Origin of the sequence: Bacillus thuringiensis, from assembly GCF_001182785.1 — a bacterium.
GTDB classification, from domain to species: Bacteria; Bacillota; Bacilli; order Bacillales; family Bacillaceae_G; genus Bacillus_A; species Bacillus_A thuringiensis_S.
The window spans coordinates 770,517-795,643 of the sequence record NZ_CP012099.1 but is presented as its reverse complement, the minus strand read 5'-3'; the positions used below and the strand labels follow the sequence as shown (position 1 = coordinate 795,643).

The following is a 25,127-nucleotide window of genomic DNA, read 5'->3' as shown; positions in this document are numbered from 1 at the left end:
TTAAAGTCCTCCTCACAAACCATTCATACCACCTGAAACGTTTATTACTTGCCGAAATCCTAGTTTTTTCAACATCTTTGCAGCTTGCTTACTTCTCATTCCACTTTGGCAAATAACGATTACTTCCTTATTTTTATCTAACTGACTTGCTCTACTTGCTAACTCATTTAACGGGATATTCTGAAATCCTTTCATATGATTTCCTCTATATTCACCTACTGTACGGACATCAATAAAGTACTTCCCCTTTTTCCCCACTATACTTTTTAATTCTTTTCCATTTATATTTTGAACACCTTTCACTGGTAAAAAACGCGAAATAACAAACCATGTAGCAAGTACAATGAAAAGCGTACTTAATATTGTGTTCATATAACCAACCTCTCTGCATTTATAACAATATTTTTTCCTACGCCTTCTTAATCCAAAACTTCAGCACATCAGCTTCTTCTACATGCTTTACGATTTCATGACCAGTTTTGTTTGCCCACGCTGGAATATCCTTAATTGACCCTTTATCCGTTACATGTACTTCTAACACTTCGCCCGATTGTAAAGTATCCATCGCTCTTTTCGTTCTTACAATCGGCATCGGACATGCTAAATCCTTCGCATCTAATACTTGGTTTATATTCATCATTAATTCCTCCAATTTGTTATTTTTATAATGACTCATGCACTGCACAACGATTTGGGCCAATCTCCATTTCACGCTCTTCTTCCACACTCGGATGAATTTTCCCCATATTCGTTTGACGAATTTCTTCATATGCATTTGGCTGAGGTGGTAAATTCTCTGTCACAGTTTTACGAAACTCCACTTCATCAGCAATATTTAATCCTACATTCTCTTTAAATAGATCTTGTAAGCTTGCACTCACAACGCCTCTTTCATCCATTTCACTTATTTTTGAATAATGAGCTGGTAAAACAATTAAATCTTGAGACAGTTCCTTATACAGTGTATATAACGTATTTCTTAAATCACTCACCCAATCTTCAGCCTTACCAGCAAGATCAGGACGCCCAATTGAATCTACAAATAAAATATCGCCTGATAATAAATAAGAATCATCTACAATGAATGACGTACTTCCAATCGTATGCCCTGGTGAGTATAATGCGTCAATTACAATTTTAGTACCCCCCACCGTAATAACAGATCCTTCAACAAGCGGTTCGTATGAGAAAACAACTTCCTCGGCATCTTTTGGCGGTAACCAATACGTACCACCTACCTTTTCAGCTAACTTACGTCCACCAGAAATATGGTCTGCATGTAAATGTGTATCCATTACATTCGTAATCGTAACGCCGTGCTCTTTCGCAAACTCTTCATATGCCTCGGCTGTCCTTACCGCATCAATAACTGCTGCTTCACCGTTTGAAACGACCATATAAGATAAACAGCCTTTTCCTAGGCGGTTAAACTGATACATACTTCCGCCATTTTTTAAATCTCCAACTTTTATAGGCTTTACATATTCACTCCAAGCTTTCATGCCACCAGCTAAATAATAAATATTTTGTAATCCAACCTCTATTAACTGCTCTGCCACAAATATAGAAGACCCTTCTTTTGCACATACTACTAAAACATCTTTATCTTTAGGTAATTCACTTACAATATGATCTACACCATCTAACAAATCAAAATAAGGTTTATTAATAGAAGAAACTTGCTTCCCTTCAATTTTCCAATCTTCATAATCCGCCTCATTACGAACATCTAAAATAAATAACTCTCCGAATAACACTTTCTCTGCCACATCTTTTGCTTGTAACTGTTTAACATCCATTTGATTACCCCCATAGGTATATTTTCATTCAAAAAAATTTACTTCTCTATATTCCCTTGCCACTCTAACATACCCGGAATGACATTTTTCACATTTAAATAACCTTTCTCATTCAACATTTGGCAAGCTACATCACTGCGGTTACCAGCTCGACAAATAACATAAATTTGCTTCGTCTGATCTAACACTGCGCTGTCTAATTCACCTAATGGTACCGAAATGGCCGATGGAATATGACCAAAAGCAAATTCCGCTGCTTCGCGAACATCTAATACAATGCTCTCTTCCCCATGAGACAATATAGACTGTAATTCTGCATTCGTAATTGTATGAGGATATTTCACAATTTCATTCACTTCATGCTCGTTTGCTTTCCTAACATAATGCACCAATACATCACCCTCGTGTTTCGTCCCGATATATTGATGTCCTACTTTACCCGCCCAACTTTTTATATCTACCGTAGATCCTTTATCTGTTGCCTTAACTTCAATCACCTGCCCTGGTGCTAACCCTTCTATCGCCTTCTTCGTTTTCACAATAGGCATCGGACAAGCCAAACCTTTACAATCTAAACTCATATCCACTTTTATACTCATAATCGATTCCTCCACAATTCATATACATATACCTGTATGGGTATATTAAAACGTTTTTGAAAATCTGTCAACACTTATGTTTGACAGATTATCGGCTTTTTACAAGTAATTGAACAGCTTCTTTAATTAACTCTTCATTTGAACCATTACCACTTTCAAACTGTTCACGCAAACATTGCTCTAAATTCGTTCCAACAACGAGCCCAATTGTACGATCAAGGGCAGAACGAGATGCCGTTAACTGTGTAATAACCTCTCGGCAATCTTTTCCTTCTTCCATCATACGAAGCACACCACGAACTTGACCTTCAATACGTTTCAATCTATTTTTCATATCTTGATTATATTCCACTATAGACCACCTCCGTAATCGTAACTATATTATACATTACTTTATAACTTTGTATAATATCATATACCCTTAAGGGTATATTGTAAAGGATTTACTTTTTTAAATTTTTTTCAACTACTTTACTTACCAATAAAAAACGAATCCAAATAGATTCGTTTTTTACAATGATATATTTATTACTCTCGATTCATCTCTGTCTTTAACTCTAACTATTTGCGTCTTACTATTCGGCAAAAATATAATATATTTTCCCTTCATTACATTACTCCAAATAACTTTTCCTTCTTCGTCTGTTTTCCCTATTGAGATCCCAATTTCTTTACTGGGCTCAGGTGATTCGTCTTTCATAAGTATAATTTCAAAATTTTTTATTGGCTGTTTTTCTTTATTTTTAACATAAAAAGATAAATACGGTGCTTATCCTCCATTACGCCATGGAGTTGCAATAACATTTGTCGCCCATCTACCAATTTCTTTATTGTAAATACAATGTCCAGCTGTAAGTACTGTATCTTTACTAATTAGTACTCCTGTACATCCATAAATTTCTCCACTATTATACTGAGTTGCTACATGGACTGTAGCGCTAATTCTATCATTAACCCGTATTCGATCATTTATTCCTATAAGAGAATAGGTAAGAATGTTGGATGAATAACTTAACTTACTATTTTCCAAATATGCTCCCCAATCTTCCCCACCATGTTTTCGCCCTTCAAATGAGGGCGAAACAAGATCTTCTCCCCTTCGATCATTACTATACAATAATTGTTCTTGAAACAGTTCACGTTCTCCCTCATTTGAAACCGATGTCCACGGTACATCTTCTGCATAGACCTTTTGATTCACCAAAAATACTATACAAAAAAAGATAAAAAGAACACCAAAACTATAAAGAGCCAACATATATCTTATAGAAATAAAGCTATACAACATAACTTACCTCCTATACAAGTGATAGCAAACAATTGAGGATCCCTTTATAAATTCTAGTTTTTCTTTTTCCAGAAGTCAACGTAATTAATAATGATAATCATTATTAATTACGTTGACTTAACAAACTCAAACAATTAGTCATATTCTTTACCTTAAGTAAAAAATATAAATAAATTTTTCAAATAAAAAGAACGGACACAGTATCCTATGTCCGTTCTTCCCCTCACACATACTTCCGATGCACCATCTTCCCATCATAAGAAAACACAACGCCCTTACTCTCCACGATGGACTCCATATGCACCGTTCTTCCCCATAGCTGATGAAGATATGGTAATACTTTTTCTAAGTATTTTAAATCGAGTTCGATTCCTTCATAACTATGTTTAATGTATAATTCTCCGTTCTTTAAGTAGTCTCCATCTTCTACTACTAAGTACGGGAACCCACCATTTGTCCGCATATTTACGAGTTGATCACGCACATTTTCCCATTCTTTATCTATTACTTTATATTCTTTTCCTTGGCGCTGGAATAAGTACATATCTTCTCGCATAACAAGATCTTTATTTAAGTAGTTTCTTAGGAACGATACGTCCCATTCAATTTCGCGTACTTCAAACATTTTATCACGGCCAGATCCTGGTTTTACGCCTCGTCGCTTCATTTCTTCAGTCGGATTGTTGTACCGTTCTTCAATATCTTCAAACATTTTAATACCGAGGTAGTATGGATTAATACTTGTTTTTGATGGCTGTACAACACCTGCATTTAATTTCGCAAATTCAATTGCTTCATCAGATGTTAAGTCCATTTCACGAAGTATGCGTTGATGCCAGTAGGACGCCCAGCCTTCGTTCATGATTTTCGTTTCAAGCTGCGGCCAAAAATATAACATTTCTTCGCGCATCATCGTTAATATATCACGCTGCCAATCTTCTAACTCACGGCTATATTCTTCAATAAAGAGAAGTAAATCTTTCTCTGGTTGTGGTGGGATTTTCTTCTTTTTACGCACATTAGAACGTTCCTGCTTTTTATTGCGATTATCTAAATTCCATAAATCATCGTATTGCGAAACCTTTTTCTTTTCTACTTCGTCCTCTTCTAAATCATCAATACTCCATGCGAGCTTCGGACGCATAAGCGACGGATCAATATGCTCTTGAATGGCAAGTACGGCATCTAAAAATGTTTCTACCTCTGCTTTTCCGTACTTATGCTCATACGCTTTCACACGGTCCGCTGTTGCCGCCATACTCTCTACCATATCTCGCTTCGTATTTGAAAAACGAATATTATTTTTGAAGAAATCACAGTGTGCTAAAACGTGCGCGACAATTAATTTGTTTTGAATTAAAGAGTTCGTATCTAATAAAAAGGCGTAACATGGATCAGAGTTAATAACGAGTTCGTATATTTTACTAAGTCCCAAATCGTATTGTAATTTCATTCTGAAAAATTGTTTTCCAAAACTCCAATGTGAAAACCTTGTCGGCATCCCATATGCACCAAATGTATAAATAATTTCCGCTGGACATATTTCATAACGCATCGGATAAAAATCAAGCCCAAATCCAGTCGCAATTTCCGTAATTTCCGCAATCGCATATTGCAGTGCTTTATCGTCACTCGCTCTCATTATTTTCCCTCCTTACACTTTCCCTTAAGAAAGTGTATGATGAAAAACAAGCTTTCATGAGGATTGATTGCATAATAAAAAGACACCCCCGCAAAAACGAGAATGTCTCATCTATTAACCTTCAATAATCTCCATCTTCTCCGTAATCGGAGTACGAGCTTTTCCTTCTGGCGCTTTATCGAAATAGCCGATATGAAGAATTCCAACGATACGTTGTCCTCTTGTTAAACCGATTCCTTCTATAAATAATGGATTGTAGTTTAATCCGCCTGATTTCCAAACGCAACCTAATCCGCGTTCCCAAGCAAGAAGTTGGAAGTTTTGCATAAATGCACATGTTGCAGCGTAATCTTCATCACGTTGAATTTGACGCGGATCTTCATTTATATATACAACGATTTGTGCAGGCGTGCTTAAGAAACGATCTGATAAAATTTTACCGCGTTTCGCTCTTTCTTCTTCTGTGAAAGAGTTTAATACTGCATCTACTAATTTCTTGCGGCCTTCTCCGATGTATAGTTTACAATTCCATGGTTCACGGTGCTTATGATTTGGTGCCCATGTTGCATCGTTTAATAGTTCAATTAATAAATCTTTTTCTACTGCTTTGTCTGTAAATGTACGAACAGAGCGCCTTTCTTTAATCACATTAGCGATGGAAGTATATGTAGTCATATTTATCTCTCCCTTATTTTTATCTATATGTATAAGTTTATCTTCAGTATTGATATTGATTTTCAATTTCGATTATACCTTAGTTTTTTACTATTAATCAATGTTTTATGTTGGAAAACTTCTAAAAACATCATTCCATGCTGTGAATAAAAAAACTTAACTTGTTCACAAGTATTTCACATTTTATGGAAATGATATGTGTACAGTTTTCCACACTATCCATCTAGGAGGAGTTTACATGTACAAAAAAATCGCGGTAAGTATGACTATGGCAGCATTATTATGCGGAGCAATTATCTTCCCCGCTTCTGCTGCCACACCGAAAGAAGTAACAATGCATCACCATAAACCAATTTTAGAAGAAGAAATGCAGTCGCTAGAAAAGCTCGGTTATAACAAACATGAAATTTGGAAAGCTGCTCATATTGCAAGAATTAGTAATAAAGAAATAAAAGACGTTTTAGCTTACTATAAGCAAAATAAATCTTGGGAGAAAACAGCCGAGCATTTCGGTGTAGATCCAAGTAAGCTGAAAAAGCATCATATGAATAAAGAAACAAAACAAGCACTACTACAACAGTTGGCAACTATGCAAAAATCCACACCGGATCAGCTCAAGCAAAAAATGAAAGAATATAACATCAAATTGCGTCATCTTGCTGTGTTAACAATCATCTCTCAAAAAAGTAATACCCCTCTTGATGATGTATTAAAAATGAAAAAAGATGGAATGGACATTAAACAAATTGCCGAAAAATTAAATGTAAAAAGAGAAGATATACGGGCGGAAATGATGAAATTAGTGAAGTCAATTAAAGAAAAGAGAACAAATTAACACGCCAAAAAGGAAGAGGTACTCACTACTCTTCCTTTTCTTTATGAACTTTCAATTTTTAAGTATAAATTCCCGTCTTTCCCAAAAACTAACACAAGTAAATAACGTATGTTAGGGGTGAGAAAATGTTTCGTTTATCATCAAAGAAACAAAAACATAAATCAGTCTGTTCTGTTCCAGAATTTGTAAAAAGTATGAAAGAATCCATGGACTTCGTGTCTTACAACATCGACCAAGAAGAAACTCTCTGTTTATTTTATTATAAATCAACTGTAGAATCTCTCATTGTTAAACAATTCATTTTAACACCTCTAAAAAAAGAGCTAGAAAACATTCACAGTATAAATGATTTAGTAAATGTTATATTCATTGAAGATATTATGATTAATCCTTCCACTAATGATGTTCGTGAAAAGTTGTTAGGGGGATATGTACTTATAGAACGAAAAAGTGATGCGACAACGAAGGAATATGCACTCGTACGCGCAGAAAGTAACGTGCTGGGCACCCGACTAGCAAATGATACTGAAAACGAATATAGCGTTATCGGACCAAAAGTTGGATTCGTTGAAAATATTGATATAAATATACATTTACTACGCCGAAATATTGTAACCGAGCAGTTAATTTTTAAAGAAGTCCAAGTTGGATCTATATCAAAAACAAAAGTAGCCGTTGCTTATATGGAAGAAATCACAAATGAACAACATATTAATACTGCACTACAACGTCTACAAGATATCGATTTTGATGTCCCTTTCGATGCAACTATGGTTGAACAGTTTATTAGTGATAATAGCAACTCCCCATTTCCAGTTTTACTACCTACAGAGCGTTTAGATCGTTCCGTTTATGCATTACTTAATGGAGGGGTTGTCATTTTAACCGACGGTTCACCGTATGCATTAGCTGGCCCAGCGACATTGCTCGATTTCTTCGTCTCACCAGAAGATTATTATTTACCATGGATAGCAGGCTCATTTCTTAGATTAGTTCGTTTTTTTGGAGCAGCATTCTCTTTATTCTCTTCAGCCATTTATACAGCGGTATTAACATATCACTATCAAATGATTCCGGCCGATTTACTTGGCCCTATTATTTATTCTAGAGCTAACGTACCATTTCCACCTATTTTAGAAGCACTCTTTTTAGAAATTACTATTGAATTACTACGCGAGGCTGGAGCACGTTTACCGACCAAAGTCGGTCAAACGATTGGTATTGTTGGCGGGATTGTAATTGGGCAAGCATCTGTCGAAGCCGCTTTAACGAGTACTATTTTATTAATTGCGGTTGCGTTATCAGCACTTGCATCTTTTACAACACCGACAGTAAAAATGTCTTCCACAATTCGGATATTACGATTTCCACTCATCATTTTGGCTGGATCATTTGGTGGTCTAGGTCTCATTGTCGGGTTCGTATTCATATTGGCTCATTTAATTCGCTTAAAATCACTTGGATCACCTTACTTATTACCTTTATACCCATTTCGCGGGTTAGGTACAGCAGAAGGGCTCCTTCGCTTACCATTTAGTCAAACCGCTGGACGTGCTTCTTTCCTGAGACCAAAAAAGAAATGGCGCTATGATCCAAGCAAAGCGAAAGAAAAGCGTGATGGTGAGGAAAAATGAAAAACATTTTATTATGCTCGGCTATTATCGTTTTAATTTTCCAATCCGGATGTACACAAGCGAATATAGTAGACACACAACGAATTATTCATGTAGGCGGATTCGATATAACAAAAGACAAACAATTCCGCGGGACGATCCTCTATCCCGATTACACAAAAGGCGTGCAATCCAAACCACAAACCCAATCAACTACGGCTGGCACGATTGAAACAATTTCTTCACGACTAAACGCCAAATCACCACATACTATCGCCGTAGGTCAAATGCGTGTCGTACTGTTCGGAAAAGCATTTGGTGAACATGGAATTGGTGATATTATTAACAATTTACAGCGTGATCCTAACATTGGCCGTGACGTACAGCTAGCACTTGTAGACGGTTCAACTGAAAAGCTTCTCAAACATGTCAAAACAAATGGATCACTATATCTTTCTGATTTACTAGAGCAAAATATAGAAAACGAAACAATTCCACGAACTGCATTAAATATTTTCTTGTATAACTTTTATTCATCAGGATGCGATCCATTTCTTCCTTATATTAAAGTGGATGAAGACCAGTCTGCTTCCATTAAGGGACTCGCTTTTTTAAAAAAGGATAAAGTGGTTATGTATACAGATAAAAAGGGATCTTTTTTATTAAAATTGCTCATTAATCCAACTAAAAATGGCCGTTACGAGGTTCCGATACGTCAAGGTAAGCACAAAGGGTTAATTGCCACTCAAAACTTATCTGGAAATAGCATTTGCTCTCTTTCGGATACCGGTAACATCCCGAAAATCCATATTCACCTCAAATTAAACGGGCTCATAAAAAACGCTCCGCCTTGGCTCGATTTATCAAAGACAGAAAATGTAAAATACGTAAAAAAACATGTAGAAAAAACAATTGAAAACCATTTAAACGAATTAATAAAACAATTTCAAGAAAAAGAAGTGGATCCAATAGGTATACGAGAAGAAATTCGTAGCCACTCAAGAAAATGGACGATGAAACAAATTCAAGACATGTACCCTAATGTAGATGTTGCCGTTCATGTACAAATCAATGTCGTGCAATCTGGTATCGGAGAATAGTGAGGTGTTACAATGGCTGAACAAAATAAAACAATAACCGTTTCTCCTTATTTCACATTTCTTCTATTACACTCTCTTCAAGTTGGAGTAGGTGTATTAGGATATCAACGTATTATTGCACAATATGCTGGTTATGACGCTTGGATTGCCCTTATTGTTGCCGGTATTATAACTCATATCGTACTGTTTTGTATGTTAAAAATGTTGGATAAAGATAATGATTTAATGACCATTCATAAGACATGCTTTGGAAAATGGATTGGAACTTTTTTGTCTATGTGCTTTGCTGCATATCTTCTCTTATTTTGCCTAACTGTGCTTCGTACATATATTGAAGTCATTCAAGTATGGGTCTTCCCTACAATTAAGCCATGGAAATTAACGTTATTATTTTTGCTCGTGACCTATTACGTAATAAAAGGTGGATTCCGCTCTGTAACAGGAATTTGTTTTTGGGGCGTCGTAATACCGATATTCGTACTACTTTTCTTAGTTTTTCCTATGAAATATGCACACGTCCGTAACATTTTACCAATTCTTACCCATTCACCTGTAGAAATTCTAACTTCAGCAAAATCATCTGCATTAGAATTTCTTGGATTTGAAGCAATTCTTATCTTTTATCCGCTTATTAAAAAAGGAAAATCACTACATAAATGGGCACATGGCGGTATTGCCTTTACAACTATTTTATATGTCATGCTAGCAATTGTGTCCCTTATGTACTATAGCCAAGGACAACTACATCATACAATTTGGCCAACATTAACGATGCTAAAAATCATTAAGGTTCCTTTTATCCAAAGATTTGAGTACATTATTATTTTCCTATGGTTTCTTATTATTTTACCTAATCTTTGTTTAACCATTTGGTCTTCTTGTCGTATTAGTAAAACTGCCTTTCACATACCGGTTAAAATTACATTACCATTTTTTATCGCAGCTATATTTATTTCATCCTTATTTTTCACAAACCGTGAAAGTATCAATACATTAAATACAGTACTCTCCCAGGTTGGATTATATATTGTATACGCTTATATCCCACTTTTATTTCTATTCCATTCACTGCGGTGGCGTTTCAAAAATCAGTCGAAAAAATCTTCACCCAACGCACCATGATATTTGATACAATTTGGTTAATACATTTGTAAAGGGGACAAGCGAATGAAAAAGTATGTATTTTCTTTACTTGCAGTACTAAGCTTAATTCTTGCTGGATGCGGAAGTACTGGTACAAATGACCAAAAATCTTCTGAATCAAAAAAAGAAGAACATGACCATGCATCGCATACTCAGCAAGCTGACATTCAAGAGAAAACAAAAGGAGTCGACACACTTCCGACCTTCCTAGATAAGCTTGATCCACAAATGAAAGATATCTACACCGTCGCTGGACAAAATGCAGAACTATTAGATTGGATTCCATGCTATTGTGGTTGCGGTGAAAGTGTAGGACATAAAAATAATAAAAACTGCTTTATTCGTGAAATTAAAAAGAATGGTGAAGTTGTTTGGGATTCCCATGCAACGACTTGCGTCAATTGCCTAGAAATCGCAGTTGAATCTGCTTCCATGAAACAAAAAGGAAAATCAACGCTTGAAATTCGTAACTATATCGATAATAAATACAAAGAAGGCTATGGCAAACCAACACCTACACCAATGCCAAAAGCTTAAAAAACGAGGAAACTCCTCGTTTTTTCTTTTCATTCACTTTTTTTCTTAACAAATTCTTTCAAGTGTATTTCTCCTTACTTATCACACACTATATATAACTCTCGGTAAGGAGGGTACACAGTGCAAACATATAACGACTATGATAAAGCTCTCTATTACACGTATTGCTGTAACTGGGATAAATTACTCGTTCTCATGGTTCAAACGAACGATCAATTATTTTCTAAGCGTATTGAGCATTTTTTACACGCTTATCAATACAGTAAAGAACTACCAGAAGTTGATAAACAATTGCAGCTCCTATTTCAATATATTGACCACGCATCCCAAAAGTCGCATGTAGAAGAAGTAGAACAAATTCAAATGTAAACTATAGCGCTATTCTCTTCCGGAGAATGGCGCTTTTTTAAAATATTTATATCAATAAAAGTTTCTCCTTATAAAACTTTTATTGATAAACATATTTTTTCTTTCTTTTCCATACCACTTCATACTATAATTTAGTATGTAACTATTATAAGAGAGGTATAAAATATGGGACGAGAAAAAAAGCAAGAATATGCTTTACTTACCGCATGGGGAGCTTCTTTTATCGCTACACTAGGAAGTCTGTACTTTTCCGAAATCATGAAATTTGAGCCTTGTGTTCTTTGTTGGTATCAACGTATTTTTATGTATCCATTCGTTTTATGGCTCGGTATCGCTGTAGCAAAGAAAGACTATCGCATCGCAAATTATTCTTTACCAATCGCAACTATTGGCGCTTGTATTTCTTTATATCACTATGCAATTCAAAAAGTCGCAGCATTTTCAGCTGCTGGGGCAGCTTGTGGACGTGTACCATGTACGGGAGAATACATAAACTGGTTCGGCTTTGTGACAATCCCGTTTTTAGCACTTATCGGCTTTATTACAATCGCTGTTTGTAGCTTTATTGTCATCAAAAACAAATAAGGAGATGAAAGAATGAAAAAAATGCTTATATTTGGTGGTATTATTATCGCCTTGTTTGCGGCAATTTTCGCTGTAACACAAATGGAAGAAAAAAAAGCTTCAACTAGCCAAAAAATTGATAATGCTACTGGTAGTCAAACAGATGGTCCTGACTACTACACAAATAAAATCTCTCTTTCAGATCTTCAAAAGAATTTAAAAGAGAAAAAAGAAGAAACAGTATATTTTTATCAAACATCTTGCGTTCATTGCCAAAAATTATCTCCTGTCGTAGTGCCAATGGCTAAAGACTTAAACGTTGATATGAAAGTTATGGATATTGAAAAATTAGATGCTCCTTGGGATGAATATAAAATTCAAGGTACACCAACAATCATTCATTTTAAAGATGGCAAAGAAGTGAGCCGTATTAGTGGTGAACAGCCGAAAGACAAATTAAAAGAATGGCTTGAGCAAACGAAAAAGTAATAAGAAAAGGAAACTCCTTCTACACATGAAATGGGCGTAAAATCCCACACTAATGTATAAGGAGGGGGTTTTATGCCAGAAGTAAGATGTTCTGTTTCCAACTGTTCTTTTTGGGGACAAGGTAACTTTTGTCAAGCAAGTGCGATCGTCGTTCAGCCTGATGCAGATGAAACTGGTCAAACTGAAAATGATTCATATACAGCTGCTGTTTTAACAAATGAGACGCTAGAAAGTTCTGTAGCAACGAGTATAGAGACTTGTTGTCATACATTTAAGCCTAAATATTAAACATAAAAAGCATACGATTCATCGTATGCTTTTTTATATTCCCCTCCAAAAATCATGCATAATAAAAAAGTACAAAATAACGAGAACTACCGTTCCGCATAAGGTAATGCGCCGATATATACTCTTCTCTCCTTCCCTCGCTTTCACAAACGCCCAAATAAATCCGAAGAATAATATTAAATCAACATATGGAACATAAAAAGAAAAGACGAGAAACGCATATAAATACACGATAAATAAACAGGTCGTTACTAAGAAAACTTTAAACGCAAATTCACTTTTCATAATATAACCGCCCCCTATCTGTACTGTATTATATTCAGCAAAATACAATAGTTGCAGTTAAACTCCAAGTATAAATAAGCTACCGTCTATAATACGGTAGCCATTACGGAACATTGTATTTCCGTTTATATATATTACTTAAAATCGAAGAAGGAATTTGCTCGTAACGAATTTTCTCTCCTGTTTCATCTATAATATACGAATTGTTTCCTATATAATATATTCCATCTTTTCGTTTTGAGTACACCGGATATCTTTCATTTGGCAATACCGTTTTCACTTTCGTTAACTGTCCATTTGGTTCTTGCCAATATATATCCGCGCGGTCTACTAACGTAAGTATTCCAATTTGTTCTTTTTCTATTTTTCGACCATTCCAGCTCACAACGCGATAACCAAGCTTATTCGCTTCATATTCGGGGCTCGTATGAAAACGAGAAATGATTACTTTTGTTTGTAATTGTACTCGGTCATATAACCATTGTATATCCCTGTCATGCATGCGAATACAGCCATTTGATTCCCTACTTCCAATCGTCCATTCCCGGTTTGTCCCATGAATCGCATATTCATTCTTATCTAGCCCAAGCCATCTCGTACCAAGAGGGTTATTCGGTGCACCCCCAGCTATTTTTTTTCGATGGTATTCTTTATTTTTAAATTTCGTTATAATACAAAAATTACCCTCAGGCGTAGGTGTACGATCTCTTCCAGTCGTTACTGGAAATGTTTTTGTGTAATTTCCATTCTCAAAAAAAGACAACTGGTTTGTCGTAAGATTAACTAGTATTAAATGATCTGTATCAGCAAAAGCACTAACCGGTAGGAAGAAAAATAATAGTAAGACGAAACATACCCTTTTCACCTATATCCCCCCTAGCGCTCACCATAATAATTGTAATTAGCTTTACTTTGCTCTTATAAATGAAAACTATCCATTTACAATAACGCCCCCATTTACATGTATCATTTGTCCAGTAACATAAGAAGAATCATCAGACGCTAAATATACGTATGCCGGCGCTAACTCATATGGTTGACCAGGCCTTTGCATCGGGACATTGCTCCCAAACTGAGAGACTTTCTTCTCATCAAAGCTCGATGGAATAAGCGGTGTCCAAATCGGTCCTGGTGCAACACCATTTACACGAATCCCTTTTTGCACTAACGATTGAGAAAGTGATCTTGTAAAAGCTACGATTGCTCCTTTCGTTGCGGAATAATCAATTAACGTTTCATTCCCTTCATATGCAACGATAGATGCCGTATTTATAATGACATCTCCTTTCTTCAAATGAGAAAGTGCTGCTTTCGTAACGTGAAAATAAGAAAAAATATTAATACGAAATGTTTTTTCTAACTGTTCTGCTGTAATATACTCTAGCCCTTGCTGCGGATATTGCTGTGCAACGTTATTTACTAAAATATTTAAACTACCTAACTGCCGAGCGGTCTCTTCCACAATATCTTTACAATGCTGTTCATTACTCAAATCCCCTGGCAACAATACACACTTTACACCTTCTTTTTCAACACGTTGTTTCGTCTCATTTGCATCTTCTTCCTCATCTAAATAAGCAATCGCAACATTTGCTCCCTCTTTTGCAAAAGCGATGGAAACTGCTCGTCCAATTCCGCTATCTCCTCCCGTAATTAACACATTCTTTCCTTTTAACTTTTCACTTCCTTTATAATTTGGATCTTCAAACTGCGGAAGGGGGCTCATTAATGATTCAATCCCCGGCTGCTTATTTTGATGTTGCGCAGGCATTGTTATAAAGTTTTTTTGCTGTGGCATAGCTTCTTTCAACTCCTTTTCCTTATAATGTGCATAATAAAAACTGAAATTCACACATCAAGTTACGATTAATATTCGAATTTAAGACACAAAATATGAATTGTTATAAACTTTTTATGCAAAACTATTGCAAAATAGTTAAAAAACGAATATTATATATAACTGTTGTGAAAATTATTCGTAAACAGAAAGGATGTTTATATGTTTAACCTTTCAAAACATAAAACTTCTATTAAAACTGAAATTATGGCAGGTATTATTACCTTCTTAACAATGGCATATATCATTGTCGTAAACCCTGTTATCCTTGGGGATGCAGGTGTTCCATTTGAACAAGCATTTACAGCAACAATTATTGCTGCTGTTGTCGGAACATTATTTATGGCAATCTTTACAAACTTACCAATCGCAATCGCGCCAGGTATGGGATTAAATGCTTACTTCTCTTACTCTGTTGTAAAAGCGCATGAAGGCATGACTTTCGCAATTGCATTCTCTGCTGTATTCGTAGCAGGTATGATTTTAATTTTGCTATCATTTACATCTTTCCGTACAAAATTAATGGAAGCAATTCCTGAAAACTTAAAACATGCAATTACTGCTGGTATCGGTCTTTTCATCGCCTTTATCGGTTTACGTTTAACAGGTATCGTTACAAAAAATGATGCAAACTTAGTTGGACTTGGTGATCTTCACTCTGCTCCAGTTCTACTAGCATTGGCTGGGCTTGGAATTACTATTGTTCTTATGTCTTTAAATGTAAATGGCGCACTATTTATCGGTATGCTATTAACTGGTATTATCGCTTTCTTCACAGGACAATTAACATTCTCAAACGGTGTTACATCAATGCCTGGATTACCAGAAGGAATTATCGTTTCAAATCCAATTACTGCTGTATCTGACGTAATTAACTACGGATTATACGGCGTTGTATTCTCATTCTTCCTTGTTACATTATTTGATACAACAGGTACATTACTTGGGGTAGCTCAACAAGGTGGATTTATGAAAGACGGAAAACTTCCAAAAGCTGGACGAGCTCTTCTATCTGACTCATTCTCAGCAACAATCGGTTCTATGTTCGGAACAACACCATCAACAGCTTACATTGAATCATCTGCTGGTGTTGCAGCTGGTGGTCGTACTGGTTTAACAACTGTTACAGTAGCTGTTCTATTCGCACTAGCAGCATTCTTCGGACCATTAGTAAGTGCCGTTTCTGGTGTATCAGCTATTACTGCACCATCATTAATTATTGTTGGTAGTCTTATGATGGGTTCAGTTCGCCACATCGATTGGGACTCATTTGATGAAGCATTCCCAGCATTCTTAGTAATCTTAAGCATGCCGCTTACATCAAGTATCGCAACAGGTATCGCACTTGGATTTATTTCATACCCACTTATGAAAGTGGCAAAAGGTAAATTCCGTGCTGTTCACCCACTTGTGTATGTATTTGGAATTTTGTTTGCTTATCAATTGATATTCTTACCACATTAAAATCCCTCTTCCTGAGGGATTTTTTTATAAATACTGTTTGACAACACCATTCGTTTGTGGAATAATTCAAAATAGTTAAATATTCGATGTCTTATCAAGAGCAGGTGGAGGGATGAGCCCTACGAAGCCCGGCAACCGACCCATTTATGGGCACGGTGCTAATTCTTACAACACATTGTGTTGAAAGATAAGAGTAATATGATAAGGCGTCTTTTCTATATGAAAAGGCGTTTTTTATTTTCACTCCCTCCTCTCTCTTTTTAGTTTAGGAGGGATTTTTTTATGAAAAAATTATGTTCCATCGTACTTATTTTTCTCTTATTTACATTAGCAGCTTGTACAAATGAACAAGATGCTATCTCTTCACAAAAGCAACAAACTGTGAGAAAGGCGACTACAACGGTAGAAAATCAATTACAAACAGAAATTCCAAGCCAAATAAAGAAGCCATTAAAAATCGCATTAATTATGCAAATGTCCATCGGAACTTTTTCCTCTCAATATATTGAGGGTGTCAAAAAACAAGTTGAGCTATTTGGCGGCAGTGTACAAGTCTACAATTCTGATAACGATTTAGCAAAAATGGCTGCAAATTTAGATACTGCTATTAATTCAAAAGTGGATGGTATTTTAATTGATCATGGCCGTTCTGAAGCACTAAAACCTGGAGTAGAAAAAGCGTTACAAGCGAACATTCCCGTAGTTGCGTTCGATAACGATCTACGCTTGCCAGGTGTGACAATTATTGATCAAGATGACTATAGTCTTGCATGGAAATCATTAAAAACGTTAGCGGAAGATTTGAATGGACAAGGAAATATCGCAGTTGTATGGGTCGGCGGATTTGCTCCAATGGAACGTCGCAATGTTATCATTGATACTTTTTATAAACGGTATCCAAATATAGAAGAAGTCGCAAGATTCGGTACTGCTAGTAATAACACGCCACTCGATACACAAACACAAGTAGAAGCTTTACTAAAGAAATATCCGAAAAAAGGCGATTTACAAGCTATTTTCGCTTCGTGGGATGAGTTTGCTAAAGGGACTGTTAAAGCACTTGAACAAGCTGGTCGTACAGATATAAAAGTATATAGCATTGACTTAAGTAATGAGGATTTACAACTCATGCAAAAAGAAAACTCACCTTGGACTGCTACAGCTGCAACTGATCCAGCTGAAGTAGGTAAGGTTCAAGTACGATTTTTATACAAAAAAATTGCTGGTGAACAAACGCCAGATATTTATTCACTAGAACCTTATTTAGTAAAGAAAAATAGTTTACCAAAAGAAAATATAACAATGGATCAGTTATCAAAATATATAAACGGTTGGGGAGACTCAAAAGATGCATATTCCCCTTGGATGAAAAAATTAGAGAAGGAGAAAAAATGATGACGTTCTCTCTTCAAAACATTACACATTCTTATCATGTCGCTACACCTGTTCTAGAAGATGTTTCTATTCATATTCAAAAAGGAAAAGTACACGCTTTACTAGGCATGAACGGTGCGGGAAAAAGTACTTTACTAAAAATAGCAACTGGTGAAATTCAACCAGTTTTTGGCGATATAAAAATTGATACTCAGTCTGTTTCCTTTACTTCACCGCGCGATGCAAAAAAGCATGGCATTTCTTTCGTAACACAAGAAGTAGATCACGGACTTATTCACGGATTATCTGTATTAGAAAATGTACTAATCGATCATTTAGCAATGCAAAATAAAGTACTATTTTCAAAGTCCAAATTAGTCGCACTCGCTAAACAACATTTGCAAACTGTACAGGTAAATTTAAATGTTTCGGAAGATGTTTCAAACTGTTCATTACATGAAAAACAATTACTTCTTATCGCAAGAGCTTTATCTAACAATACAAATTACCTTTTATTAGATGAACCTACTTCTTCTCTTGGACCAAAAGAAGTTGAAACCTTTGGGAAGCTATTAAAAGATTTAACATCAAAAGGAATTGGCATCCTTTTAGTTTCTCATCGTTTATCAGAGATTCGAAATTTCGCGGATGATGTAACTGTATTACATAACGGTCAAGTTGCCCTTTCTGAAACCATTACAACGATTACAGATCAACAAATTGTGGAAGCAATGACTGGAAAACAACTTACACTTCCTATTAATACAGCACCAAAAACCGGGAGCGAGGAACTATTTAAAGTACAAGAGCTTCTATTACACGAAGGTCATTCTCCCCTTTCTCTTACAATACGAAAAGGAGAAACTGTTGTGATATACGGATTAATTGGAAGTGGAAAAACAACACTTGCTGAAACGTTATTTGGTGCTCGTCATACTTATCACGCAGAAATAGACGGTCAAAAACTAACGATTAAAACACCACGAGATGCGATTAAAGCGAAAATCGCACTTGTACCAGAAGAAAGAAGAAAACAAGGCGTATTTCTTTCGGAAGATATTATAAGTCACACAAATTTACATCAATCAGGTTGGAAACGAAAACAAACCGAATTAAATGATGCTACTACAGCAATTTCTTCTTTCGGTATTTCACCAAATGACCCAAAGGCACTTATTCATTCACTTAGCGGTGGAAACCAACAAAAAGTCTCAATTGCAAAGTGGAGTGGATTCAAACCTAATCTATTTCTTTTAGACGAGCCAACTAAAGGTGTAGACATCGCTGCGAAACAAGACATTTTTCAATTCATTCGCAACATTACAGAAAACGGAAGTTACGTAATTTATTTCACAGGAGAACAAGATGAAGCGTTGCATATCGCTGATCGCATTCTTATACTGGCAAACGGAGAATTTGTAGGTGAATACTTACCAAGCGAACTATCTCCTGAACAGCTTTTACATTTATCTGAAGGGAGCTATTCCATTGAATCTCGTTCATAAAACGAAAACTAAGAAACTATATTTACCTACTCATCTTTTTTATCAATTTAGTACAATTGCTATTATTATAGGTGTTACAATTTTTTTCTCTATCGTCAATGATTCTTTTTTAACATATAACAATATTAGTGATATTTTACGTTCTATTTCCATCGTAACGTTACTTGCAATCGGCGTTACCTTTACATTGATTGTAGATGGGTTTGATTTATCAGTCGGCTCTACCGCTAGTTTAGCAACAATTGCAGCTGCTTCTTGTCTCGTTTTATATCGACAAGAACTATTAGTTACACTCCTTGTTCCTATTCTTTGCGGATTATTAGTTGGATTATTAAATGCACTACTCGTTATCCGAATTAAACTACCCGATTTACTAGCTACATTAAGTATCATGTATATCGTTAATGGACTACACTTAACATTTTCAAAAGGATCCTCAATTTATGAAGGAATGTCCGGTGCAACAGGACATTTTATTCCATCCTTTTTATTTATCGGTCAAGGTTCCGTCTTAGGAATTCCAGTCCCTGTCATTATCATGCTTACTGTCGTTTTAATTGCACATCTATTTTTAGAAAAAACAACGTACGGTCGTTTCTTTTATATGACTGGTGGGAATCGAGAAGCTGCTAGATTAGCCGGTATTCCTACTGATCGTTACCGTGTATATGCTTATATGATTAGTGGTTTACTAGCTTCTATTGGCGGCATTATTCTATGCAGCCGCGTTGGAACAGGACAAGTTTCAGCTGGTGCTCCATTATTAATGGATGCAGTCGCAGCTGCCTATATCGGTTACGCAATGTTCGGTGCCAAGAAACCAAATATAGTCGGAACATTCCTCGGATCGGTATTAATCGGAATTATACTAAATGGCCTCACAATGATGAACGTTCCTTATTATGCACAAGATATCATTAAAGGCAGTATTTTAATTACAGCTTTAGCCTTTTCATTTATTAAAAAGAAGCGTAAATGAACTGCACCCCAATTGTTAGACACAGTCTAACAATTGGAGGTGCAGTTTTTCTATGGCTAAATTTACAGCTGATGAAAAAATACAAATCGTTCTACGTTATTTGAACGGAAATGAAAGTTATCGAGAACTGGGTAGATCGCTCGGTATAAGTGACACAATCATTTTGAATTGGGTAAACCAATATAAACAGAATGGTCTGGAAGCTTTTCTAAAACGATGTACAAATTACACACAACAATTTAAACTAGACGTACTAAACTTTATGATTGAAAACGGTATGTCCTTATTTGAGACGGCAGCTATCTTTAATATTCCTGCCCCTTCAACGATTTCTGTTTGGAAAAAACAGCTCGAAACACAAGGAATTGATGCCCTTCAATCTAAGAAAAAGGGGCGTCCATCCATGAAAAAAGATTCAAATAAACAATTGAAACAACCTTTAGCTGAAGGATCAGTCGAAGCACTTGAAGCACGCATTAAACAGCTTGAGATGGAAAATGAGTACTTAAAAAAGTTAAATGCCTTAGTTCAAAACAAGGAAAAATCACAAAACAAGACAAAGCGCAAGTAGTCTATGAATTAAGGCATAAATATTCGGTCAAGGCACTCGTGGAGCTAGCTACTATTCCTCGAAGCACGTATTATGATTTAGTAAAGAAAATGAATCGTCCAGATGTAGATGCCGATTTGAAAGCTGAGATTAAAGCGATTTATGAGGAAAATGAAGGTCGTTATGGTTACCGTCGCATTCGTGATGAATTAACGAATCGTGGCCAGAAAGTGAACCACAAGAAGGTTCAGCGCATTATGAAAGAGCTTGGGTTAAAGTGTGTTGTGCGTATGAAGAAATATAAATCCTATAAAGGAAAAGTCGGTAGAATTGCACCTAATATTTTAGAGCGTAATTTTCATACAGATGCACCGAATCAAAAGTGGATAACAGACATCACAGAGTTTAAATTGTTTGGAGAAAAACTGTATGTATCACCTGTATTAGATTTGTATAATGGTGAAATTATTACCTATACAATTGGTTCTAGACCGACGTATTCGCTTGTTTCAGACATGTTAGAGAAAGCATTGGAACGTTTACCCGAAACCCACCAGCTACTGATGCATTCGGATCAAGGATGGCATTATCAAATGAGACAGTACGTCCGGACACTTGAATCAAGAGCTATCGTCCAGAGTATGTCTCGAAAAGGAAACTGTTACGACAACGCAGTAATAGAAAATTTCTTTGGGATTATGAAGTCGGAGTTCCTCTACATAAAAGAATTTGAAAATGTAGAGCACTTTAAAATAGAATTAGAAAAATATATAGATTATTATAATACGAAACGGATTAAGGCAAAATTAAAAATGAGCCCGGTACAATACCGGACTCACTTTTATCAAGCTGCCTAATGAAATAACCGTGTCTAACTTTTAGGGGTCACTTCAAAATTCGATGCTCTATTTTCCCTTTGCAACAATCACACGAAAGCCTCCACGATTACTAAACTATGAAAAAGATAACAGCAGTTAAAAATTATTAATATTTCTCATTCATCTGTAATTCTTTACTATACTTTTGAATGGAAACTGACGAAACAACCATTACCATTCCTACACTAAATCCAATAAGCTGATCCAGTAGCATCTCATCATGTATGAGCCAGCGAAGTAAAAATACCCCTCCAAAAATAAGCATTGCAGTAAATCCGGTATGCCTAAGTCCTTTATATACATTTTCCATATGTATCACCTCTTCATATAACATTATCCATATTATACCATACAACCATCAAGTAACCGTATCGTCCTCTGACAATATGCAGCTACCTTTTGATCATGTGTAACAACTAGCACCGTTTTTCCTTGTTTATTAATCTCTTTTAAAATGCTCATAATTTTCTTCCCGTTTTCTTGATCGAGAGCACCAGTCGGTTCATCAGCAAGTATAATTTTTGTATCTTGTGCTAAAGCCCTTGCTATTGCTGTTCTTTGCTGTTCTCCTCCTGATAACTCGTAAGGATATTTGTTAATATGCCTTTCCAGTCCTACCATTTCCAGCATTTCTTTTGATATTTGTATACGTTTCTTATGAGAAATTTTTCTATATACAAGCGGAAGCATTACATTTTCAACAACTGTATAATCATCTAATAGCGAAAAGTTCTGAAATACAAATCCAACTTCCGTGTTTCTATACTTATGATAGTTTGACTTGAATGTACTCGTATCCATTCCATCTAAAAAATACATTCCAGTAGAGGGGCTCTCAATTAAGCCAATAATGTTAAGCAAGGTTGATTTCCCAGAACCAGATGGTCCCATAATGGCTATCATTTCGCCTTTTTCTATTGTAAGATTAATATCTTTTAAAGCACTAAAATTGCTCTTTCCGTATCCCTTAGCCACATTTGCGAGCTGAATCATCTATAACACCTCTTTCATATATGTATTTTTTATTTTTAGTACATTTAAATAAATGATTGCATATATAACGAGGATCATTACAAGTGATAAAGCACCTATAACAACCAATGATTCTATAGAGACTTTTAACGTTCCAAAAAAAGATACGGTACTATTTTCTAGCTCTTTTTGAATTTCAATCGCTCCGCTATTCTCCCATTGAAAATACGTAATTCCTATACATATCGATAAAATGAATAACAACATATACTCAATAATAAATGGAAGACATATTTGAAAAGTGCTTGCACCTAACGCTGATTTAATAGAAATATTTTTACGCTCTATATAAAGTGTTGCCATTGATGTCAATACAATAGATAGAAATGAAAAAAATAAGACTGTACCGCTTAATAATAAGGGGTATGACATATTATCAATACCTTGTTTTTCATTTTCTAACAATTTATTCGGATTTGTAACATAATACGAATACCCCTTACCTTCCGTTACCTTTAATACTTTCTTTTGAAATTCATTTATATTTATCTTCTCCTTTGTTTCTATAATTAACCCATTGTATAAAAGTTCTACACTATAGAACTCTATTTCTTCTGTTCCAATTGGTAAAATCGCCATGTCATCTAATAATGTAATACGATTATCCGATATTTCACCACTTCGAGGATATGTAAATGGTGAATTTTTTTCTAAAAAGCCAATTACTTTTAGCTTCATTTTTCCAGATCGTATAACATCACCAATAGATACCTTTTCTATATAATTAGCCCCTAATATAACAGGTCTAATATCAAATACTGATTTATGAAATTCCGATTCCTCAAAATATCTTCCTTGTGAAATTCGTATATGAAAGTACTTATTAATATCTTTATCAACAATAAGAGTCTTTATCGTTCCATTTTCTTTTTTTAAACTAAGTGAATAGTTACGGAACAAATAATTTGTTTTATTTGTTATTGGTATCGTATTAGATAACCCTTGCATGAAATCTTGATAATCATTTTTCGCTTTTTCTTCGCTAAACAATGTTATATCTTGCGTCGCATAAAGTTCATAGAAATTTTTATGAGTTGATAAATTATTTGCTAACGTCATCATTTTTCGATATCCCGAAAGATTACTAACAAATTCTATTGCTGAAGAAAATGCAATAATTAAAGAAATTACTATAATCAAACTTGGTAACAACCGTTTTTTCACAGACCGTATAGAATCAAATATAAAAAACATGAAGACCTCCTACGTTCTTAAATGTTTTCCAGGATATATATTTATAATGTGCTTGATTGGAATTACAGTAACAAACATTGTAAGAAAAATTATAAAAACAATATTACATACCAATACATATGGTGTTAACGGTTTTAATAAGTATGTCTGAAAATACGTATGAATTATTCCAGAAAACATTTCTAACACCAGAAAAACCAACAACATCGCCACTAGAGAAATAAACAAAATTTGAACATATAGTTCACAGTAAATAGATCTATTAGAAGCACCTACTGCTTTTTTTAATGAAATCTCTCTTTCTTTTTTATAAATCCAAAATAAAACCGCAGAAATGCCAGAAACAATTGCAACAAGAATGAATTTATAATAATACTTATTTGCTGGATCTATATGTGTCACATGTAGTTCCTGAAGATCTCGTTCATTCAGTATTTGAACATCTCCCGAAAGTACATCTTTACTCCTCCCCATAAACTTTTTTATTTCGTTATGAATAGATGATGTAGGATTAACAACTGTTAATTGTAATTGTTTACTCGCGATAATACCTTTTTTAGATATAGTAGGTAAGTTTTGAAGTGGAACGTATATACCTGCTACACCGACGTCACTGTCTTTTCTTGATATAGTTCCTATTTTTTTATATGTATCATCAAATTCATATAACTCCTCTACATTCGTTTGATCGCCAACAACCATATCGTTTACATTTTCACGATGAAAATATTGTCCTTCAGAAATATATGGCTTCCAATAATAATCATCTTTTAAGTTCACAGCTATGATCTTTGTTGCCCCTGAACTATTTAATGCTTTTAAATGCTCTACATAAATATCACTTTTAACAAAAGTATCTTGTATGAAAGGAATTATCTCTTCCAATTCAGTTGCATTCGCTATCGGAACAGTTAAAATTTGATTCTTCTCTGGAAAACCGATTTGAAAAGCAGATATAAAGTTTCGTTTAGACTCTGTTAAAAGTGCGGATATTGATATAGAAAGAAAAGAAATAAAAAATGACATAAGAAGAATGACTGAAAACAGTTTGTTGTTTTTTATATTTTTAAAAGCTAAATACATGTCTC

The 25,127-nt window shown here is 35.1% G+C and carries 28 protein-coding genes, 2 pseudogenes and 1 riboswitch; of the genes and pseudogenes, 14 read left to right on the top strand and 16 right to left on the bottom strand.

Annotation, left to right across the window (positions count from 1 at the left end; translation table 11 throughout):
* Positions 1–12: 12 nt before the first annotated feature.
* From AC241_RS04145 to AC241_RS04105, 9 genes and pseudogenes are all read right to left on the bottom strand, one after another.
* On the bottom strand, positions 13–372 hold the full coding sequence (locus AC241_RS04145) for a rhodanese-like domain-containing protein (RefSeq protein ID WP_029441680.1): 360 nt from the start codon (positions 370–372) through the stop codon (positions 13–15).
* A gap of 37 nt (positions 373–409) precedes the next feature.
* The gene (locus AC241_RS04140) at positions 410–640 is read right to left on the bottom strand and encodes a sulfurtransferase TusA family protein (RefSeq protein ID WP_050842621.1); all 231 of its coding nucleotides are present in this window, start codon (positions 638–640) and stop codon (positions 410–412) included.
* 22 nt (positions 641–662) lie between these two features.
* Positions 663–1,799 (bottom strand): MBL fold metallo-hydrolase, encoded by a 1,137-nt coding sequence (locus tag AC241_RS04135; RefSeq protein ID WP_043936769.1) that lies wholly within the window; start codon positions 1,797–1,799, stop codon positions 663–665.
* A gap of 38 nt (positions 1,800–1,837) precedes the next feature.
* The gene (locus tag AC241_RS04130) at positions 1,838–2,398 is read right to left on the bottom strand and encodes a sulfurtransferase TusA family protein (RefSeq protein WP_050842620.1); all 561 of its coding nucleotides are present in this window, start codon (positions 2,396–2,398) and stop codon (positions 1,838–1,840) included.
* Positions 2,399–2,486: 88 nt separating this feature from the next.
* Positions 2,487–2,750, bottom strand: coding sequence for a metal-sensitive transcriptional regulator (locus tag AC241_RS04125; RefSeq protein ID WP_000456206.1), 264 nt, complete (start codon positions 2,748–2,750; stop codon positions 2,487–2,489).
* 159 nt (positions 2,751–2,909) lie between these two features.
* Positions 2,910–3,158, bottom strand: a pseudogene (locus AC241_RS04120) (DUF2606 family protein); the annotation flags it as partial.
* A gap of 12 nt (positions 3,159–3,170) precedes the next feature.
* Positions 3,171–3,686 (bottom strand): annotated as a pseudogene (locus tag AC241_RS04115) (trypsin-like serine peptidase); the annotation flags it as partial.
* Positions 3,687–3,909: 223 nt separating this feature from the next.
* A complete protein-coding gene (gene spoVR, locus AC241_RS04110) occupies positions 3,910–5,328 on the bottom strand; it encodes a stage V sporulation protein SpoVR (RefSeq protein ID WP_048564410.1) in 1,419 nt (472 codons plus the stop codon).
* Between the two features lie 114 nt (positions 5,329–5,442).
* A complete protein-coding gene (locus AC241_RS04105) occupies positions 5,443–6,003 on the bottom strand; it encodes a nitroreductase family protein (RefSeq protein WP_000214819.1) in 561 nt (186 codons plus the stop codon).
* A 238-nt stretch (positions 6,004–6,241) separates the two neighbouring features.
* Between AC241_RS04105 and AC241_RS04100 the strand changes: the two genes are divergently transcribed.
* The 9 genes from AC241_RS04100 (at position 6,242) to AC241_RS04060 (ending at position 12,941) form a co-directional block, all read left to right on the top strand.
* Positions 6,242–6,838, top strand: a complete 597-nt coding sequence (locus AC241_RS04100) for a hypothetical protein (RefSeq protein ID WP_050842617.1) — start codon at positions 6,242–6,244, stop codon at positions 6,836–6,838.
* A gap of 125 nt (positions 6,839–6,963) precedes the next feature.
* On the top strand, positions 6,964–8,472 hold the full coding sequence (locus AC241_RS04095) for a spore germination protein (RefSeq protein WP_050842615.1): 1,509 nt from the start codon (positions 6,964–6,966) through the stop codon (positions 8,470–8,472).
* Entirely contained in the window at positions 8,469–9,551 is a 1,083-nt protein-coding gene (gerYC, locus tag AC241_RS04090; protein ID WP_016082772.1) for a spore germination protein GerYC, read from the top strand. Before AC241_RS04095 ends, gerYC begins: the two co-directional genes overlap by 4 nt.
* A 12-nt stretch (positions 9,552–9,563) precedes the next feature.
* Positions 9,564–10,673: a GerAB/ArcD/ProY family transporter gene (locus tag AC241_RS04085; RefSeq protein ID WP_043936760.1), complete on the top strand. Its 1,110-nt coding sequence runs from the start codon at positions 9,564–9,566 to the stop codon at positions 10,671–10,673.
* A 45-nt stretch (positions 10,674–10,718) separates the two neighbouring features.
* A complete protein-coding gene (locus AC241_RS04080) occupies positions 10,719–11,231 on the top strand; it encodes a PCYCGC domain-containing protein (protein ID WP_000761026.1) in 513 nt (170 codons plus the stop codon).
* Between the two features lie 120 nt (positions 11,232–11,351).
* Complete coding sequence (locus AC241_RS04075) at positions 11,352–11,600, top strand: YhdB family protein (protein ID WP_001195459.1); 249 nt, start codon at positions 11,352–11,354, stop codon at positions 11,598–11,600.
* Between the two features lie 165 nt (positions 11,601–11,765).
* The gene (locus tag AC241_RS04070) at positions 11,766–12,185 is read left to right on the top strand and encodes a disulfide formation protein C (protein ID WP_000532261.1); all 420 of its coding nucleotides are present in this window, start codon (positions 11,766–11,768) and stop codon (positions 12,183–12,185) included.
* A 12-nt stretch (positions 12,186–12,197) separates the two neighbouring features.
* Complete coding sequence (locus tag AC241_RS04065; protein ID WP_016082775.1) at positions 12,198–12,653, top strand: thioredoxin family protein; 456 nt, start codon at positions 12,198–12,200, stop codon at positions 12,651–12,653.
* Positions 12,654–12,725: 72 nt separating this feature from the next.
* Complete coding sequence (locus tag AC241_RS04060) at positions 12,726–12,941, top strand: DUF1540 domain-containing protein (RefSeq protein ID WP_016082776.1); 216 nt, start codon at positions 12,726–12,728, stop codon at positions 12,939–12,941.
* Positions 12,942–12,974: 33 nt separating this feature from the next.
* Here the strand turns inward: AC241_RS04060 and AC241_RS04055 are convergent, their stop codons facing one another.
* The 3 genes from AC241_RS04055 to AC241_RS04045 form a co-directional block, all read right to left on the bottom strand.
* Positions 12,975–13,226 carry a hypothetical protein gene (locus tag AC241_RS04055; protein WP_016082777.1) on the bottom strand — a complete coding sequence of 84 codons (252 nt, stop codon included), beginning with the start codon at positions 13,224–13,226 and terminating at the stop codon, positions 12,975–12,977.
* A gap of 103 nt (positions 13,227–13,329) precedes the next feature.
* A complete protein-coding gene (locus AC241_RS04050; protein ID WP_000831960.1) occupies positions 13,330–14,091 on the bottom strand; it encodes a L,D-transpeptidase in 762 nt (253 codons plus the stop codon).
* Positions 14,092–14,157: 66 nt separating this feature from the next.
* The gene (locus AC241_RS04045) at positions 14,158–15,024 is read right to left on the bottom strand and encodes an SDR family oxidoreductase (protein ID WP_050842613.1); all 867 of its coding nucleotides are present in this window, start codon (positions 15,022–15,024) and stop codon (positions 14,158–14,160) included.
* Positions 15,025–15,225: 201 nt separating this feature from the next.
* Here AC241_RS04045 and AC241_RS04040 point away from each other — a divergent pair, with 201 nt between their 5' ends.
* The 5 genes from AC241_RS04040 to AC241_RS32510 all read left to right on the top strand — a co-directional run bounded on the left by AC241_RS04040 (position 15,226) and on the right by AC241_RS32510 (position 21,792).
* The gene (locus AC241_RS04040; RefSeq protein WP_000482716.1) at positions 15,226–16,527 is read left to right on the top strand and encodes an NCS2 family permease; all 1,302 of its coding nucleotides are present in this window, start codon (positions 15,226–15,228) and stop codon (positions 16,525–16,527) included.
* An 88-nt stretch (positions 16,528–16,615) separates the two neighbouring features.
* A riboswitch (SAM riboswitch) is annotated at positions 16,616–16,721 on the top strand.
* Between the two features lie 88 nt (positions 16,722–16,809).
* Positions 16,810–17,922: a sugar ABC transporter substrate-binding protein gene (locus tag AC241_RS04035; protein WP_050842611.1), complete on the top strand. Its 1,113-nt coding sequence runs from the start codon at positions 16,810–16,812 to the stop codon at positions 17,920–17,922.
* A complete protein-coding gene (locus tag AC241_RS04030) occupies positions 17,919–19,406 on the top strand; it encodes a sugar ABC transporter ATP-binding protein (protein ID WP_050844805.1) in 1,488 nt (495 codons plus the stop codon). Before AC241_RS04035 ends, AC241_RS04030 begins: the two co-directional genes overlap by 4 nt.
* Complete coding sequence (locus AC241_RS04025; protein WP_001054980.1) at positions 19,390–20,385, top strand: ABC transporter permease; 996 nt, start codon at positions 19,390–19,392, stop codon at positions 20,383–20,385. The genes AC241_RS04030 and AC241_RS04025 overlap by 17 nt, the downstream gene beginning before the upstream one ends.
* A 52-nt stretch (positions 20,386–20,437) precedes the next feature.
* A protein-coding gene (locus tag AC241_RS32510; RefSeq protein WP_155417044.1) for an IS3 family transposase occupies positions 20,438–21,792 on the top strand; the annotation gives its coding sequence in 2 pieces (ribosomal slippage) (positions 20,438–20,891 and positions 20,891–21,792; 1,356 coding nt in all).
* A gap of 127 nt (positions 21,793–21,919) precedes the next feature.
* Here the strand turns inward: AC241_RS32510 and AC241_RS04010 are convergent.
* Genes AC241_RS04010 through AC241_RS03995 form a run of 4 tightly spaced genes read right to left on the bottom strand, consistent with a single transcriptional unit; the run spans position 21,920 to position 25,122 of the window.
* Positions 21,920–22,147 (bottom strand): hypothetical protein, encoded by a 228-nt coding sequence (locus AC241_RS04010; protein ID WP_140163946.1) that lies wholly within the window; start codon positions 22,145–22,147, stop codon positions 21,920–21,922.
* Positions 22,148–22,155: 8 nt separating this feature from the next.
* Positions 22,156–22,806 carry an ABC transporter ATP-binding protein gene (locus AC241_RS04005; RefSeq protein ID WP_043936755.1) on the bottom strand — a complete coding sequence of 217 codons (651 nt, stop codon included), beginning with the start codon at positions 22,804–22,806 and terminating at the stop codon, positions 22,156–22,158.
* A complete protein-coding gene (locus AC241_RS04000; RefSeq protein WP_043936753.1) occupies positions 22,807–24,039 on the bottom strand; it encodes an ABC transporter permease in 1,233 nt (410 codons plus the stop codon).
* A 9-nt stretch (positions 24,040–24,048) separates the two neighbouring features.
* A complete protein-coding gene (locus tag AC241_RS03995) occupies positions 24,049–25,122 on the bottom strand; it encodes an ABC transporter permease (protein WP_050842609.1) in 1,074 nt (357 codons plus the stop codon).
* Positions 25,123–25,127 lie beyond the last annotated feature (5 nt).

Bases quoted from the DNA above. Each gene is read 5' to 3' on its own strand.
- AC241_RS04145 (WP_029441680.1), bottom strand. From the start codon at position 372: ATGAACACAATATTAAGTACGCTTTTCATTGTACTTGCTACATGGTTT.
- AC241_RS04140 (WP_050842621.1), bottom strand. From the start codon at position 640: ATGATGAATATAAACCAAGTATTAGATGCGAAGGATTTAGCATGTCCG.
- AC241_RS04135 (WP_043936769.1), bottom strand. From the start codon at position 1,799: ATGGATGTTAAACAGTTACAAGCAAAAGATGTGGCAGAGAAAGTGTTA.
- AC241_RS04130 (WP_050842620.1), bottom strand. From the start codon at position 2,398: ATGAGTATAAAAGTGGATATGAGTTTAGATTGTAAAGGTTTGGCTTGT.
- spoVR (WP_048564410.1), bottom strand. From the start codon at position 5,328: ATGAGAGCGAGTGACGATAAAGCACTGCAATATGCGATTGCGGAAATT.
- AC241_RS04105 (WP_000214819.1), bottom strand. From the start codon at position 6,003: ATGACTACATATACTTCCATCGCTAATGTGATTAAAGAAAGGCGCTCT.
- AC241_RS04100 (WP_050842617.1), top strand. From the start codon at position 6,242: ATGTACAAAAAAATCGCGGTAAGTATGACTATGGCAGCATTATTATGC.
- AC241_RS04095 (WP_050842615.1), top strand. From the start codon at position 6,964: ATGTTTCGTTTATCATCAAAGAAACAAAAACATAAATCAGTCTGTTCT.
- gerYC (WP_016082772.1), top strand. From the start codon at position 8,469: ATGAAAAACATTTTATTATGCTCGGCTATTATCGTTTTAATTTTCCAA.
- AC241_RS04085 (WP_043936760.1), top strand. From the start codon at position 9,564: ATGGCTGAACAAAATAAAACAATAACCGTTTCTCCTTATTTCACATTT.
- AC241_RS04080 (WP_000761026.1), top strand. From the start codon at position 10,719: ATGAAAAAGTATGTATTTTCTTTACTTGCAGTACTAAGCTTAATTCTT.
- AC241_RS04070 (WP_000532261.1), top strand. From the start codon at position 11,766: ATGGGACGAGAAAAAAAGCAAGAATATGCTTTACTTACCGCATGGGGA.
- AC241_RS04065 (WP_016082775.1), top strand. From the start codon at position 12,198: ATGAAAAAAATGCTTATATTTGGTGGTATTATTATCGCCTTGTTTGCG.
- AC241_RS04060 (WP_016082776.1), top strand. From the start codon at position 12,726: ATGCCAGAAGTAAGATGTTCTGTTTCCAACTGTTCTTTTTGGGGACAA.
- AC241_RS04055 (WP_016082777.1), bottom strand. From the start codon at position 13,226: ATGAAAAGTGAATTTGCGTTTAAAGTTTTCTTAGTAACGACCTGTTTA.
- AC241_RS04045 (WP_050842613.1), bottom strand. From the start codon at position 15,024: ATGCCACAGCAAAAAAACTTTATAACAATGCCTGCGCAACATCAAAAT.
- AC241_RS04040 (WP_000482716.1), top strand. From the start codon at position 15,226: ATGTTTAACCTTTCAAAACATAAAACTTCTATTAAAACTGAAATTATG.
- AC241_RS04035 (WP_050842611.1), top strand. From the start codon at position 16,810: ATGAAAAAATTATGTTCCATCGTACTTATTTTTCTCTTATTTACATTA.
- AC241_RS04030 (WP_050844805.1), top strand. From the start codon at position 17,919: ATGATGACGTTCTCTCTTCAAAACATTACACATTCTTATCATGTCGCT.
- AC241_RS04010 (WP_140163946.1), bottom strand. From the start codon at position 22,147: ATGTTATATGAAGAGGTGATACATATGGAAAATGTATATAAAGGACTT.
- AC241_RS04005 (WP_043936755.1), bottom strand. From the start codon at position 22,806: ATGATTCAGCTCGCAAATGTGGCTAAGGGATACGGAAAGAGCAATTTT.
- AC241_RS04000 (WP_043936753.1), bottom strand. From the start codon at position 24,039: ATGTTTTTTATATTTGATTCTATACGGTCTGTGAAAAAACGGTTGTTA.
- AC241_RS03995 (WP_050842609.1), bottom strand. From the start codon at position 25,122: ATGTATTTAGCTTTTAAAAATATAAAAAACAACAAACTGTTTTCAGTC.